The 13,427-nt window shown below is 68.4% G+C and carries 9 protein-coding genes and 1 tRNA gene; 5 read left to right on the plus strand and 5 right to left on the minus strand.

The features are described from left to right. Positions 1-27: 27 nt before the first annotated feature. On the plus strand, positions 28-1,191 hold the full coding sequence (locus ACWD02_RS20315; RefSeq protein WP_451212423.1) for a sugar phosphate isomerase/epimerase family protein: 1,164 nt from the start codon (positions 28-30) through the stop codon (positions 1,189-1,191). An 81-nt stretch (positions 1,192-1,272) separates the two neighbouring features. Here the strand turns inward: ACWD02_RS20315 and ACWD02_RS20320 are convergent, their stop codons facing one another. The 4 genes from ACWD02_RS20320 to ACWD02_RS20335 all read right to left on the minus strand — a co-directional run bounded on the left by ACWD02_RS20320 (position 1,273) and on the right by ACWD02_RS20335 (position 7,874). After that, complete coding sequence (locus ACWD02_RS20320; RefSeq protein WP_451212426.1) at positions 1,273-2,661, minus strand: OFA family MFS transporter; 1,389 nt, start codon at positions 2,659-2,661, stop codon at positions 1,273-1,275. 125 nt (positions 2,662-2,786) lie between these two features. Then, positions 2,787-4,931: an acetate--CoA ligase family protein gene (locus tag ACWD02_RS20325; RefSeq protein WP_451212429.1), complete on the minus strand. Its 2,145-nt coding sequence runs from the start codon at positions 4,929-4,931 to the stop codon at positions 2,787-2,789. A 3-nt stretch (positions 4,932-4,934) separates the two neighbouring features. Further along, positions 4,935-6,167 (minus strand): formyl-CoA transferase, encoded by a 1,233-nt coding sequence (gene frc, locus ACWD02_RS20330; RefSeq protein WP_451212431.1) that lies wholly within the window; start codon positions 6,165-6,167, stop codon positions 4,935-4,937. Between the two features lie 12 nt (positions 6,168-6,179). Next, on the minus strand, positions 6,180-7,874 hold the full coding sequence (locus ACWD02_RS20335) for a thiamine pyrophosphate-binding protein (RefSeq protein ID WP_451212434.1): 1,695 nt from the start codon (positions 7,872-7,874) through the stop codon (positions 6,180-6,182). 200 nt (positions 7,875-8,074) lie between these two features. Between ACWD02_RS20335 and sucC the strand changes: the two genes are divergently transcribed. From sucC to ACWD02_RS20350, 3 genes are all read left to right on the plus strand, one after another. Continuing rightward, positions 8,075-9,214, plus strand: coding sequence for an ADP-forming succinate--CoA ligase subunit beta (gene sucC / locus ACWD02_RS20340; protein WP_451212437.1), 1,140 nt, complete (start codon positions 8,075-8,077; stop codon positions 9,212-9,214). A 10-nt stretch (positions 9,215-9,224) separates the two neighbouring features. Beyond that, positions 9,225-10,103: a succinate--CoA ligase subunit alpha gene (gene sucD, locus ACWD02_RS20345; protein ID WP_451212440.1), complete on the plus strand. Its 879-nt coding sequence runs from the start codon at positions 9,225-9,227 to the stop codon at positions 10,101-10,103. A gap of 134 nt (positions 10,104-10,237) precedes the next feature. Further along, positions 10,238-11,791, plus strand: a complete 1,554-nt coding sequence (locus tag ACWD02_RS20350; RefSeq protein ID WP_451212442.1) for an aldehyde dehydrogenase family protein — start codon at positions 10,238-10,240, stop codon at positions 11,789-11,791. Between the two features lie 27 nt (positions 11,792-11,818). Here the strand turns inward: ACWD02_RS20350 and ACWD02_RS20355 are convergent, their stop codons facing one another. After that, positions 11,819-13,153: a DUF2254 domain-containing protein gene (locus ACWD02_RS20355; protein ID WP_451212445.1), complete on the minus strand. Its 1,335-nt coding sequence runs from the start codon at positions 13,151-13,153 to the stop codon at positions 11,819-11,821. A gap of 140 nt (positions 13,154-13,293) precedes the next feature. Between ACWD02_RS20355 and ACWD02_RS20360 the strand changes: the two genes are divergently transcribed. Continuing rightward, a tRNA-Leu gene (locus ACWD02_RS20360) sits at positions 13,294-13,381 on the plus strand. Positions 13,382-13,427 lie beyond the last annotated feature (46 nt).

Consider the following 13,427-nt stretch of genomic DNA (forward strand, 5'->3'; position numbering starts at 1 on the left):
GAGTCCTAGAGTCCAGGAGAGGCACCCGTGACCGACTTCCACGACACTCCCGCTGCCGACGAGGCCCTCAGACAGCGTCTCGGCGTCAATCGCCGCCGTTTCCTCAGCACGTGCACCGCCGTGGGCGCGGGCGCGATCGCCGCGCCCGTGTTCGGCGCGGCACCGTCCTTCGCCCAGTCGCAGACCGAGGGCAGCCATGGCCACGGTCACGGCCGCGAACTGGTGCCCGCGAAGAAGCGCGGGATCATCCTTTACACGGTGCGTGACGCGACCGGCCGCGACCCGCTTGCCAGCACCCTTCCCTCCGGCTTCCGCGAGGTGTTCAAGGAGCTGGCCCGCTACGGGTACAAGCAGGTCGAGTTCGCGGGCTACGGCCAGCACGCCAACGCGCCCGGCGGAGCCAGCCTGGAATCCGTCGCCGGCGCCAAACTGCTGCGCTCGTGGCTCGACGACTACGGCCTGCGCGCCCAGGGCAACCACGGCTTCATACCGGGGTCATGGCCGCTCTCGCAGCCCGACCTGGACACGTTCAAGAAGCACCTGGAGATCGCCAACATCCTCGGCATGGACCACATGGGCACCGGCGGCGACCCCACCAACAGCTCGTACAAGGCCGATTGGGACGTCGCCGCCGACAAGTGGAACGCCATGGGCTCCATCGCGCGCAAGGCCGGCATCAAGCTCTACACGCACAACCACGACGCGGCGTACGGCTTCCTGCTCGACGGTGGTCCGCTCGACGCGCAGGGCCGCCCCACCCGCAGTTCCGGCATCCGCAAGTTGGAGTACTTCCTCAAGGCCACCGACCCGAGGTCGGTCTGGCTGGAGATGGATGTCTACTGGGCGCACGTCGCGCAGTACAAGTTCCACACGTACACCGCGCACGACGGCTCGCAGCGGAAGAAGGTCTTCGATCCGGCCGCGCTGGTCAGCCGCAACAACAAGCGCTACCCGCTGTTCCACGCCAAGGACGGCACGCGCAACGACACCAGCGGCCAGGGCTATGACATGGTGGCCTTCGGTGAGGGCGTCATCGACTACCGCACCTTCTTCAGCCGCGTGGGCGAGAAGAATTACCACAACCCCATGGTCGAGCAGGACAACGCACCCAGCGCCACCGATGCCGGCCAGTCCCTGAAGCTCTCGAAGATCGGCTACGACAACTTGGCGGCACTCCGCAAGAAGCGCTGAGCACCCGCACAAACAGCTCTCGCCGCGCAAAGGATGCGCGGCGAGAGCTGTTCGACGTCAGTCGGATCGCTGAGCGCGTTGTCAGGCCATCTCCTCGCCGAGGGGTTGCGGATTGGGTTTGATGCCTTTGTCCTTGGGCCTTCCCGGCTGGGAAAGGAAGAGTGCGATGAATCCCGCGAAAAGGGAGATGGAGCCGGCCAGTGTGAAGGCCCCGCTGTGGCCCCAGTTGCTCACCACGACGGCACCCATACCGGACCCGAGAAGCCCGGATACCAGCTTGGAACTGTAGACCAGGCCGTAATTGGAGGCGTTGTTGTTCTCGCCGAAGTAGTCCGCGGTCATCGCCGCGAACATCGGGAAGATGGCGCCGCCCCCGAATCCGGAGATGCTGGAGAAGACAAGGAACAGCGGGAGGTTCTCGATGTTCGCGGACCACAGGATGCCGTACTGGGAAAGGCCCAGGACGATACAGACGAAGATCAGGCAGCGTTTGCGTCCGTAGAGGTCCGAGAGCCAGCCGATGACGCCTCGGCCCGTGCCGTTGACGATGGCCTTCAAGGACATGGCCGTGGCGACGATGCCACCGGCGAATCCGGCTTCCTTTCCGATGTCCACCTGGAATGCGATGCCGAAGATGTTCACGCCTGATGTGCACAACAGGCAGAACCACATCAGCGCGACACGTCCGGTCTGCCACGCCTCCTTGGGCGTGTACTGCCGCACGGCCGGCGGGTTCATCGCCAGCGCGCGCCTGGCCCGCGGATCCGTCGGCGGCCGCAGCGGGTCCACGTCGGCCGGCCACCAGTTCTTCGGCGGGTCCTGGAAGAAATAGCCCGCCACGGCGACCATCGCCGCGAGGAAGAGGCCGACGGACACGAGCACCCAGCGGAAGTTCGTCAGGTCCATGTAGCCGGTGAAGATGAACACGAACGGCACCGAGCCGTAGGCGAATCCGCCGTTGACGAATCCGGTCTTTCCTCCCTTCCGTTCGGGATACCACTTGCCGACCATGTTCACGCAGGTCGCGTACACCATGCCGGCGCCCATACCGCTGAACATGCCGAAGCCGATGTAGGCGACGATGACATGTGGCGCGAACGCCAGTGACAGATAGCCCAGGAGTGTGCCGACAGCGCCGCACATCATCGCCCAGCGCGCCGGGAGTTTTCCGCTCTCGCGCAACTTGCCCGCGGGGAAGGCCACCGCGGCCTGGAAGAAGACCCACACGCCCAGCATCCAGAAGATGTGGGTGTCGCCCCAGGAATGCGCGGTGTGCAGGGTGTCCTCGGCAGAGGCGAATGCGTACTCGGCCGAGCTGATGCCCATCATGCCGATCCACGGCAGGATGACCATCCACTTGCGCTTACGGCCCATGATGTCGATGTCGGTCTCGCCGACCCGGTACATCCGGCCGTTGGCGTCCGTCACCTCCCTGTAGGGGACGGCAGTGGGTATGTCAGTTGTCGTCATGTTGGTTCAGCACCCCTTGCGTCGAAAAGATCCTGGCCAGCGCCCCCTGTCCAATACCTTTCGTGTGCGCACGGGTCCCGGGTCCTGCCGACGCGCACCGCCGGCAGGACCCAACACCGGTCACCTCATCGACCGCCCCCCAACAGGCCGGCCGCTCGGGCCCACCGGTACTTCGCGCCGAGCGCGGCGACCGGCTTCTCCGTGGTGTACGGATACGCCACGACGCCCCGCTCGAAGAGGTACTGGCAGGCCTCCTCCACCTCGACGTCGCCCGCCAGGGATGCCACGACGGGCTTCTCGATGCCGCGCTCACGGAACTCGGCGATCACGCGGGCCGTCAGTTCGGCGAACACCATGGGAGGGGTCACGATGGTGTGCCAGTAACCCAGGACGAGCGCGTGAATGCGCGGGTCCTCGAGGCCGAGCCTGATCGTCGCCTCGTACGTCGACGGAGGCTCGCCCCCGGTGATGTCGACGGGGTTTCCCGCCGCCCCGAAGGGCGGGATGAAGGCCCGGAAGGACGCGTCCAGGTCGTCGGGGATCTCCATCAGCCGCAGCCCGTTGTCGGTCACCGCGTCGGAGAGCAGTACCCCGGAACCTCCGGCGCCCGTGATGATCACGATGTTGTCGCCCTGCGGGGTGGGGAGCACGGGCAACGCGCGCGCGTACTCCAGCATCTCGTTGAGGCCCGGCGCCCTGATGACGCCCGCCTGCCTGAGGATGTCGTCGTACACGGCGTCATCGCCCGCCAGAGCGCCCGTGTGCGATCCGGCGGCCTTCGCCCCGGCGGCCGTACGCCCGGCCTTCAGGACCACGACAGGCTTCTTCGGAACGGTGGCCCGCGCGGCCTCCACGAAGGCGCGGCCGTCCTTGAGGTCCTCCAGGTGCATGGCGATGCACTGGGTGTGGGGGTCCTCGCCGAACCACGTGAGGAGATCGTCCTCGTCCAGGTCGGACTTGTTGCCGAGCCCGACGATCGCCGAAACGCCCGTCTTCGTGGTGCGCGCGAAACCGAGGATGGCCATCCCGATGCCGCCGGACTGACTCGTCAGGGCGACCCCGCCCTTGACGTCGTACGGCGTGCAGAACGTGGCGCACAGGTCCTGCCACGTCGAGTAGTAGCCGTAGATGTTCGGGCCGAGCAGCCGCACCCCGAGCCGCTCGCCGATCTCCACGATCTCGTCCTGGAGGGCCTGTTCACCGGTCTCGGCGAACCCGGAGGGGATCAGGACCGCGTTGGGGATGCCCTTGCGACCCACCTCCTCCAAGGCCGACGCCACGAACTTTGCGGGGATCGCGAAGACCGCCACATCCACCTCACCGGGAACGTCCGTGACACTCTTGTACGCCTTGCGGCCCAAGATGTCATCGGCCTTGGGGTTCACCGGATGGATCTCGCCGGAGAAGCCGCCGTCGATGAGGTTGCGCATCACCGAGTTGCCGATCTTGCCCTGTTCGTTGGAGGCGCCGATCACGGCGACGGAGCGGGGCTCCATCAGCCGCCGCATCGACGTGAGCATCTCCTCGCGCGTGTACGTGCGGCGCTGTTTCGTGGTCCCTTCGGAGAGGATGACGCGGATGTCCGCTGCGATCGCGCCCTCCGGAGTGGCGATCACCGGGTTGAGGTCCACCTCGGCGATCTCCGGGAAGTCGGTGACCAGTTGGGACACCCGCCGTATCTGCTCGGCGACGGCCCACCGGTCCACCGCGGGTGCTCCCCGCACGCCGCGCAGGGCCTCCGCGGCCCGGATGGAGTCGAGCATCGAGGCGGCCTCGTCCGCGTCGACCGGCGCGAGCCGGAACGTGACGTCCTTGAGGACCTCGACGAGTACGCCGCCGAGCCCGAAGGCCACGACCTTCCCGAACGTCGGGTCGGTCACCGCCCCGACGATCACTTCCTGGCCGGAGGGGAGCAGTTCCTGCACCTGCACGCCCTCGATACGTGCTTCTGGCGCGTACGCGCGCGCGTTCTTCACGATTTCGCAGAAGGCCGCCCGTACGTCGGTGGCGCCCTCCACCCCGACGATGACACCGCCCGCGTCGGTCTTGTGCAGGATGTCGGGGGAGACGATCTTCATGACGACGGGCCCCTCGAAGCGGGCCGCGTGCGCCACCGCCTCGTCCACGTCGGTCGCAAGCTCCTCGCCCGGCACGGCGATCCCGTACGCGTCCGCGAGGATCTTGCCCTCCGGTGCCGTCAGGGAGGTCCGTCCCTCGGCCCGCACGGTGTCCAGGAGCGCCCGCACGGTCAGTGCGCGGTCTTCGGCCATCAATCAGATCACTCCGTTCGACTTGAGCAGGCGCAGTTCCTCGTCGCCGAGGCCGAGCTCACCGACGAAGACCTCCGCGTTGTGCTCGCCCAGGAGCGGCGAACTGACCACGTTCACGGGGGAGTCCGACAGCTTCAACGGGGAGCCGACCGTGGTGAAGGAGCCGCGCTGCGGGTGCGCGACCTCGACGACCATCTCGTTGGCGGCAAGGGAGGCGTCCTCGATGATCTCCTTGGTGGAGAGGATCGGGCCGCACGGGATGTTGTGGGCGTTCAGCCGCTCCAGGACCTCCCACTTGGGCAGCGTGGAGGACCACTCCTCGATCAGCTGGAACATCTTGCCGAGCTTGGGAAGCCGCGACTCCGGAGAGGCCCACTCGGGATCCTCCGCGAGCTCGGGGCGTCCGATGAGCTCGGTGAGCGGCCGCCAGCCGACGGGCTGCACGATGACGTACACGTAGTCGTTCGGGCCGCCGGGCGCGCACTTGACCGCCCAGCCGGGCTGTCCGCCGCCGCTCGCGTTGCCCGAGCGCGGCACCTCGTCCCCGAAGTCCTCGTTCGGGTACTCGGCGAGCGGTCCGTGTGCCAGGCGCTGCTGGTCGCGCAGCTTGACCCGGCACAGGTTGAGCACGGCGTGCTGCATGGCCACGTTCACACGCTGCCCGCGACCGGTGTTCTCCCGCTGGAAGAGGGCGGCGAGAATGCCGGCGACGGCGTGGATGCCGGTCCCGGAGTCGCCGATCTGGGCGCCGGTGGCGAGCGGCGGACCGTCCTCGAAGCCCGTGGTCGACATGGAGCCGCCCATGGCCTGGGCGACCACTTCGTAGGCCTTGAAGTTGGTGTAGGGGCCGTCTCCGAAGCCCTTGATCGAGGCGTAGACGATCCGCGGGTTGATCTCCTGGATGCGGTCCCAGGTGAAGCCCATGCGGTCCACGGCGCCGGGTCCGAAGTTCTCGACCATCACGTCGGAGCGCCGGATCAGCTCGGTGAGGAGCTCCTTGCCGCGCTCGGTCTTGGTGTTGAGGGTGATGCTCCGCTTGTTGCAGTTGAGCATCGTGAAGTAGAGGGAGTCGACGTCCGGGAGGTCACGCAGCTGCTTGCGCGTGATGTCTCCGGAGGGCGCCTCCAGCTTCACCACGTCCGCACCGAGCCAGGCGAGCAGCTGGGTGGCGGAGGGCCCGGACTGGACGTGTGTCATGTCGAGGACGCGTACGCCCTCAAGAGCCTTGGTCGTCATCGCGCGGGCTCCTCACTTGTACATGGTCTGGTTCATGGTTCCGGGGGCGTACGCGTCCGGATCGACCCATACGTTGATCAGCGAGGGCTTGCCCGACTCGCGGGCCCTCTGCAGCGCGGGGCCGATGTCGGCGGGGTCGCGGACCTCTTCGCCGTGACCGCCGAGCATCTGGGCGAACTTGTCGTAGTGGACGTCTCCGAGGGTGTTGCCGATCCGCTCGCGCTCCTCGCCGTACTTGGCCTTCTGGCCGTAACGGATCTGGTTCATCGAGGAGTTGTTGCCGACGATCCCTACGAAGGGCAGGTTGTAGCGCACGAGCGTCTCGAAGTCCCACCCGGTCAGCGAGAAGGCGCCGTCTCCGAAGAGGGCCACCACCTCCTTGTCGGGCCGCGCCTGCTTGGCGGCGAGCACGAAGGGGATGCCGACGCCGAGCGTGCCGAGCGGTCCGGGGTCCATCCAGTGGCCGGGCGACTTGGGCTGCACGACCTGCCCGGAGAAGGTGACGATGTCGCCGCCGTCGCCGATGTAGATGGAGTCTTCGGTAAGGAAGTCGTTGATTTCGCTCACGAGACGGTAGGGGTGGATGGGCGAGGCGTCGGACCTCAGGTTCGGAAGCCGCTTCTCGATCGCCGTCTGCTCCGCGGCACGCAGCTCGTCGAGCCACTCCTTGCGCTTGGACGCGCCTCCGTTGAGGCGCCCGGAGGCGGCTTCGGTGACCGACTTCAGGATGAGCCCGGCGTCACCGACGATGCCGAGGTCGATGTCCCTGTTCTTGCCGACGGTGCGGTAGTCGAGGTCGATCTGTACGACTGTGGCGTCGGGGGAGAGCCGCTTCCCGTAGCCCATGCGGAAGTCGAAGGGCGTCCCCACGATGACGATGAGGTCGGCGTTGGAGAAGGCGTACCGCCGTGAGAGCTGGAAGTGGTGCGGGTCGCCGGGTGGCAGGGTGCCGCGGCCCGCGCCGTTCATATAGGCGGGCACGTTCAGGGTCCGCACGAGCTCGATGGCGGACGCGGTGCCCCGTGTCGTCCACACCTGGCTGCCCAGCAGGATCGCGGGCTTCTCGGCGTGCACGAGCAGGTCGGCGAGCTTCTCGACGGCCTCGGGGTCGCCTGTGGAGCGGGTGGAGGCGCGGTACTGCCCGGCCTGCGGCACCCGGGCCTTGTCCACCGGCACCTTGGCGTCGAGCACATCGCGCGGTATCTCCAGGAAGGACGGGCCGGGAGCGCCGTGGAAGCACTCGCGGAAGGCCATCGAGACCATGTCGGCGGCGCGCGCCGTGTCCGGGACCGTCGCGGCGAACTTGGTGATGGGCGTCATCATGTCGACGTGCGGAAGGTCCTGGAGTGAGCCCATCTTGTGCTGGGTGTGTGCTCCCTGGCCGCCGATCAGCAGCATGGGGGACTCCGCGCGGAAGGCGTTCGCGACGCCCGTGACGGCGTCCGTCGTTCCCGGTCCTGCCGTCACGACGGCGCACCCGGGCTTCCCGGTGAGGCGCGCGTAGCCGTCGGCCGCGTGGGCGGCGACCTGCTCGTGGCGTACGTCGACGACATCGATCCCCTCGTCGACGCAGCCGTCGTAGATGTCGATGATGTGGCCGCCGCACAAGGTGTAGATGACCTCCACACCCTCTGCTTTGAGTGCCTTGGCGACCAGATGCCCACCGGAGATGTGGGTTTGGTTCGTGTCGCTGCTGCCGTCGGGCATGGCGAAGTCCTGTCCCTTCGTAGGGGAGTTGGAGCGCTCACACGCTGCTCGTAGGTGCTCTCGCGGTAGATTGCATACAGTCGACGAATACTGTATGAAGCTTGTTATCCCGCATCCGGTCAGTGGTGTCCAGGGGGCGTGCGGCACTTTTCGGAGGCGGGGGGTTCGCTCCCCGGAACGACAAGGCGTCAGGAGCCGGAATGGACCTGTTCGAGCACCAGGCAAGGGAACTCTTCGAGGAACACGGCATCTTGGTGCCGCAAGCGGAGGTCGCCGACACGGCGAAGGAGGCCCGCGCGGGCGCGGAACGCCTGGGCGGCCGCGTCGTCGTCAAGGCCCAGGTGAAGACCGGCGGACGCGGCAAGGCGGGCGGCGTGAAGGTGGTCGCGGACGCGGCCGCCGCCGAGATCACCGCACGCCAGATCCTCGGCATGGACATCAAGGGCCACACCGTGCACAAGGTGATGGTGGCCCAACCCGTCGAGATCGACAGCGAGTTCTACGTCTCGTATGTGCTGGACCGCGCGGCGGGGCGCTTCCTTGCGATCGCGTCCGCCGAGGGCGGCATGGAGATCGAGGAGGTGGCGGCGAGCCGGCCGGAAGCCGTCGCGCGCGTGGAGATCGACCCGGCGGAGGGCGTGGACGCCGCGAAGGCCGCAGAGATCGCTGCCGCGGCCGGCCTGCCCGACGCCACCGCCGACGTCTTGGTCAAGCTCTGGCAGGTACTGATCCGCGAAGACGCCCTCCTTGTAGAGGTGAACCCCCTCGTCCGAACCGCCCAGGGAGAGATCCTCGCCCTCGACGGCAAGGTCACCCTGGACGACAACGCACGCTTCCGCCAGGCCCGCTGGGGCGCCGACGACTCCGAACACGACGACCCGCTGGAATCGGTCGCCGCCTCCAAGGGCCTCAACTACGTCAAACTCGACGGCGAGGTCGGCATCATCGGCAACGGCGCGGGCCTCGTCATGTCCACCCTCGACGTGGTCGCGGGCTGCGGCGCGCGTCCCGCCAACTTCCTCGACATCGGAGGCGGCGCCTCCGCCCAGATCATGGCCGACGGACTCTCCGTCATCCTCTCCGACCTCGCGGTCAAGTCCGTCTTCGTCAATGTCTTCGGCGGTATCACCGCGTGCGACGCCGTAGCCGACGGCATCGTCCAGGCCCTGGAGTCAGTCCAGTTGACCAAGCCGCTGGTGGTCCGCCTCGACGGCAACAACGCCGTACGCGGCCGCGCCATACTCGACGCGCGCTCCCACCCCTTGGTCCAGCAGGCCACCACGATGGACGGCGCCGCGCGCCGAGCCGCCGAACTCGCCGGTCACACAACCGCAGCCTAAGGAGCCGGACATGGCGATCTACCTCACCAAGGAGAGCAAGGTCCTCGTCCAGGGCATGACCGGCGCCGAGGGCATGAAGCACACCCGGCGCATGCTCGCGGCCGGGACGGACGTCGTCGGCGGCGTCAACCCCCGCAAGGCCGGCCGCACCATCGACTTCGACGACCGGGCCGTCCCCGTCTTCGGCTCCGTCCGCGAAGGCATCGAGGCCACGGGCGCCGACGTCACCGTGGTCTTCGTGCCGCCCGCCTTCTCCAAGACGGCGGTCACCGAGGCCGCCGACGCCGGGATCGGCCTCGCCGTGGTCATCACGGAGGGCATCCCCGTACACGACTCCGTCGCCTTCCACGCGTACGCCAAGAAGCGCGGCACACGTGTCATCGGCCCCAACTGCCCGGGGCTCATCACCCCCGGCCAGGCCAACGCGGGCATCATCCCCGCCGACATCACCAAGTCCGGCCGCATCGGCCTGGTGTCGAAGTCCGGCACGCTCACCTACCAACTCATGTACGAGTTGCGCGACATCGGGTTCTCCACTTGTGTCGGCATCGGCGGCGACCCGGTCGTCGGCACCACGCACATCGACTGCCTGACCGCCTTCGAGGACGATCCCGACACCGAACTGATCGTCCTCATCGGTGAGATCGGCGGCGACGCGGAGGAACGCGCGGCCGCATACATCCAACAGGCCGTCACCAAGCCCGTCATCGCCTACATCGCGGGCTTCACCGCACCCGAGGGCAAGACCATGGGCCACGCGGGAGCCATCGTCTCGGGCTCGTCCGGCACCGCGCGCGCGAAGCAGGAGGCGCTGGAAGCCGCAGGAGTACGGGTGGGCGCCACACCGACGGAAACGGCCCGCCTCGTTCTCGACCAACTCGGGGCGTGATGTCACTCATAGGTGACCGGCGCTGACTGCACTACCGTCCCCCAGCACACACGTGTGGGGCCGCGAGCTGAGCGGCGCCGCACGAGCCATGCACCTCCCGCCCCGACTTGTGCACCGTGAGCGGAGACAAACGAATGGCACCCACCCTCACCAACCCCCGCGTCCTCAAAGCAGGAAACGCCTGGGCCGACGCCTGGCGACGCTGCGTCGCCGTCGCGCCCGAGGCTTTCCGAGACGACCGCGTCCTCAACCTCTGGAACGGCACCTGGCAGGCGGACGGCCGGGTCCTGCCCGCCACTTCGCCCGTCGACGGCAGCCCCATCGCAGGTCCGCCGCGCCTCGACGCCACCACCGCCCAGCAGGCCGTACGCGCCTCACTCGACCAGCACCGGGCCTGGCGGCACGTCCCGTTGGACGAACGGCGCGCCCGCGTCGCCGCCACCCTCGACGCCCTCACCGAACACCGCGAACTGCTCGCACTTCTCCTCGTCTGGGAGATCGGCAAGCCCTGGCGGCTCGCCCAGGCCGACGTCGACCGGGCCATCGACGGCGTGCGCTGGTACGTCGACGGCATCGAGCCGATGGTCGATGGCCGGACCCCGCTGGACGGTCCCGTATCCAACATCGCGAGCTGGAACTACCCGATGAGCGTGCTCGTTCACGCAGTGTTGGTACAGGCACTCGCAGGAAACGCAGTCATCGCCAAGACCCCGACCGATGGCGGCGTCGCCTGTCTGACCCTCGCGTGCGCCCTGGCCGCCCGTGAGGGGATTCCCGTCACCCTCGTGAGCGGCAGCGGCGGCGAACTGTCCGAAGCGCTGGTCCGCGCACCCGAGATCGGCTGCGTCTCCTTCGTCGGCGGACGTGACACGGGCGCCGCCGTCGCCACCGCCGTCGCCGACCTCGGCAAGCGGCACATCCTCGAACAGGAAGGACTGAACACCTGGGGCATCTGGAGCTACAGCGACTGGGACGCGCTCAGCGCCGTCATCCCCAAACTCTTCGACTACGGCAAGCAACGCTGCACGGCGTATCCGCGCTTCGTCGTCCAGCGAGCCCTCTTCGACGAGTTCCTCGCCGCCTACCTGCCGGCCGTGCGCACCGTCCGCGTCGGCCACCCCCTGGCGGTCGAGCACGCCGACGACCCGTACCCACAACTGGACTTCGGTCCGCTGATCAACGCGGCCAAGGCCAAGGAGCTGGGCGACCAGGTGGCGGAGGCCATCGACCGTGGTGCGGTGCCGCTGTACCGCGGCAAGTCGGCGGCGAACGCCTTCCTGCCGGGCCAGGACACCGACGCGTACGTCCACCCCGTCACGCTCCTCAACCCGCCCCCGTCGTCCCCGCTGCACCACGCGGAGCCGTTCGGCCCGGTCGACACCATCGTCCTGGTCGACACGGAGGCGGAACTGCTCGCCGCCATGAACGCGTCGAACGGAGCGCTGGTCGCCACGCTGTCGACCGATGACACCGCGACGTACGAACGCCTCGCGCCGCAGATCCGTGCGTTCAAGACGGGCCGCGGCAAGCCCCGCTCGCGCGGCGACCGGGACGAGCTGTTCGGCGGTTTCGGCGCGTCCTGGCGCGGCGCGTTCGTCGGCGGTGAGCTGCTGGTGCGCGCGGTCACACACGGCCCGGCGACGGAGCGGCCGCCGGGGAACTTCCCGAGCTACCACCTGATGGCGTGAGCCCCGAACCGGCAGGGGATCGGTTGCCTAGCCGATGCCCTGCCGGTCCGGCAGCAGGGCGAACGCGCGGTCGGCGGCCTCCGGGACCGTGCGTGCCACCGCCTGCGCGAGCAGTTCGCGGTGGCGCAGGAGCGGCTCCCTGCGCTCCTTTGGCGCGAGCCGGAGCAGGTCGTCGAGACCGGCCACCATGCGCCGGGTGACCTGCGGGTTGCCGACCGCGCACCCCCGGATCTCGGCGAACCCGAGGTCCACCAGTGCGGTCCAGTCCGGTACGGGCTGCACCATGCGCACGGCCCCGCGTCGGTCGCGGTGGTGCAGGGCGCCCAGCGGATGGCCGGCCACCGAGGCCAGGAACTGGACGATGCGGTCCAGGGCCTGCACGGCGGTGGTCGGGTCGTTCACCGCGGGGGAGAGGGCCCGCAGCGCGATGTCGGCGAGCTGGCGAAGACCGAACCCGAGATCCTGGTGGAAGGTGCGCTCCACGCTGACGGACACCGTGTACCGCAGCGCGCGCGGGGGCGGCGCCGCGCCGCCGTGCACGGTGAACACCGGCGTCCCCGGCACCACGAAGTCCCCGATGCGCGGCAGCAGTCGCAGCACCACGCCGTGGCGTCCGGCCGCACGCACGACGCGGGCGATGTTCACGTCCCGCAGTACCCCGGCCCGCCCGTCGTGAGTGATCCGGGCGGTGGCGGGGCCGAGACGTTCGTCGTCCACCGCGCCTTCGGTCGGGTGCTTCACGGCCACCCGGAACGACTCCCGGGCGATCCGGTCGATGACGAAGCTGATCCGCATCATGCGGAGGGTGCCGTTCACGTACGCGACGAAAAGCAGCAGGCTCAGGAGCACCATCGCCATCGCCAGGACCGACTCGACCAGCGGCACGCTCGTCAGGAGCCGCGGATCGCTCTCGCTGTCGAAGGACGTCATGGTCATCAGCGAGAACAGGAACGTCGCCAGAAAGACGGTGAGCGTGACCTTGGTGATCCGCGACCTGACGTACAGCCGCACCACCCGCGGGCTGAACTGCCCGCTGGCCATCTGCACGGCCACCAGCGAGATGCTGAAGACGACACCGATGAAGGTCATCATGGCCGAGCCGATGGTGTTGATCACCGCCTTGGCGTCATCGGCGACGCCCATCAGGTCCCGGACGGTGTCGTAGTCACCGTCCTCCTGCAGCAACGCCACGATCCGTCCGTCGACCTCGGCCGCGACGGCCCACAGCACCATGGCTCCCACGAGCCCGGCGGTCGGCGCGAACCACATGGTGTCCCGCAGGTGCTCGCGCAACGGGGACAGCAGCCGGGGCCGCCGCACCTTCACACCACCGAGCACTTCCGTAACCGAGGCGTCACTCATGGTGAGACTGTAGACGCGGCGGATCGGGTGACCGGGCATCCGCCCGCCGACGTACGGATACGCAGGTGAAAGGCACTCCGAAAGCTTGGTATTGTTGTCCATGTCGCCGCGGGGAACACCCCGCGAACGGCAGACACCTAGTCCGGGTGGCGGAATGGCAGACGCGCTAGCTTGAGGTGCTAGTGCCCTTTATCGGGCGTGGGGGTTCAAGTCCCCCCTCGGACACCAGCCAGAACCCCACGGTCTCTTCGAGACCGTGGGGTTTTGTCATGCC

The sequence above is a fragment of the Streptomyces sp. NPDC002853 genome, from assembly GCF_053591915.1.

Bases quoted from the DNA above. Each gene is read 5' to 3' on its own strand.
- ACWD02_RS20320 (WP_451212426.1), bottom strand. From the start codon at position 2,661: ATGACGACAACTGACATACCCACTGCCGTCCCCTACAGGGAGGTGACG.
- ACWD02_RS20325 (WP_451212429.1), bottom strand. From the start codon at position 4,931: ATGGCCGAAGACCGCGCACTGACCGTGCGGGCGCTCCTGGACACCGTG.
- frc (WP_451212431.1), bottom strand. From the start codon at position 6,167: ATGACGACCAAGGCTCTTGAGGGCGTACGCGTCCTCGACATGACACAC.
- ACWD02_RS20335 (WP_451212434.1), bottom strand. From the start codon at position 7,874: ATGCCCGACGGCAGCAGCGACACGAACCAAACCCACATCTCCGGTGGG.
- sucC (WP_451212437.1), top strand. From the start codon at position 8,075: ATGGACCTGTTCGAGCACCAGGCAAGGGAACTCTTCGAGGAACACGGC.
- sucD (WP_451212440.1), top strand. From the start codon at position 9,225: ATGGCGATCTACCTCACCAAGGAGAGCAAGGTCCTCGTCCAGGGCATG.
- ACWD02_RS20350 (WP_451212442.1), top strand. From the start codon at position 10,238: ATGGCACCCACCCTCACCAACCCCCGCGTCCTCAAAGCAGGAAACGCC.
- ACWD02_RS20355 (WP_451212445.1), bottom strand. From the start codon at position 13,153: ATGAGTGACGCCTCGGTTACGGAAGTGCTCGGTGGTGTGAAGGTGCGG.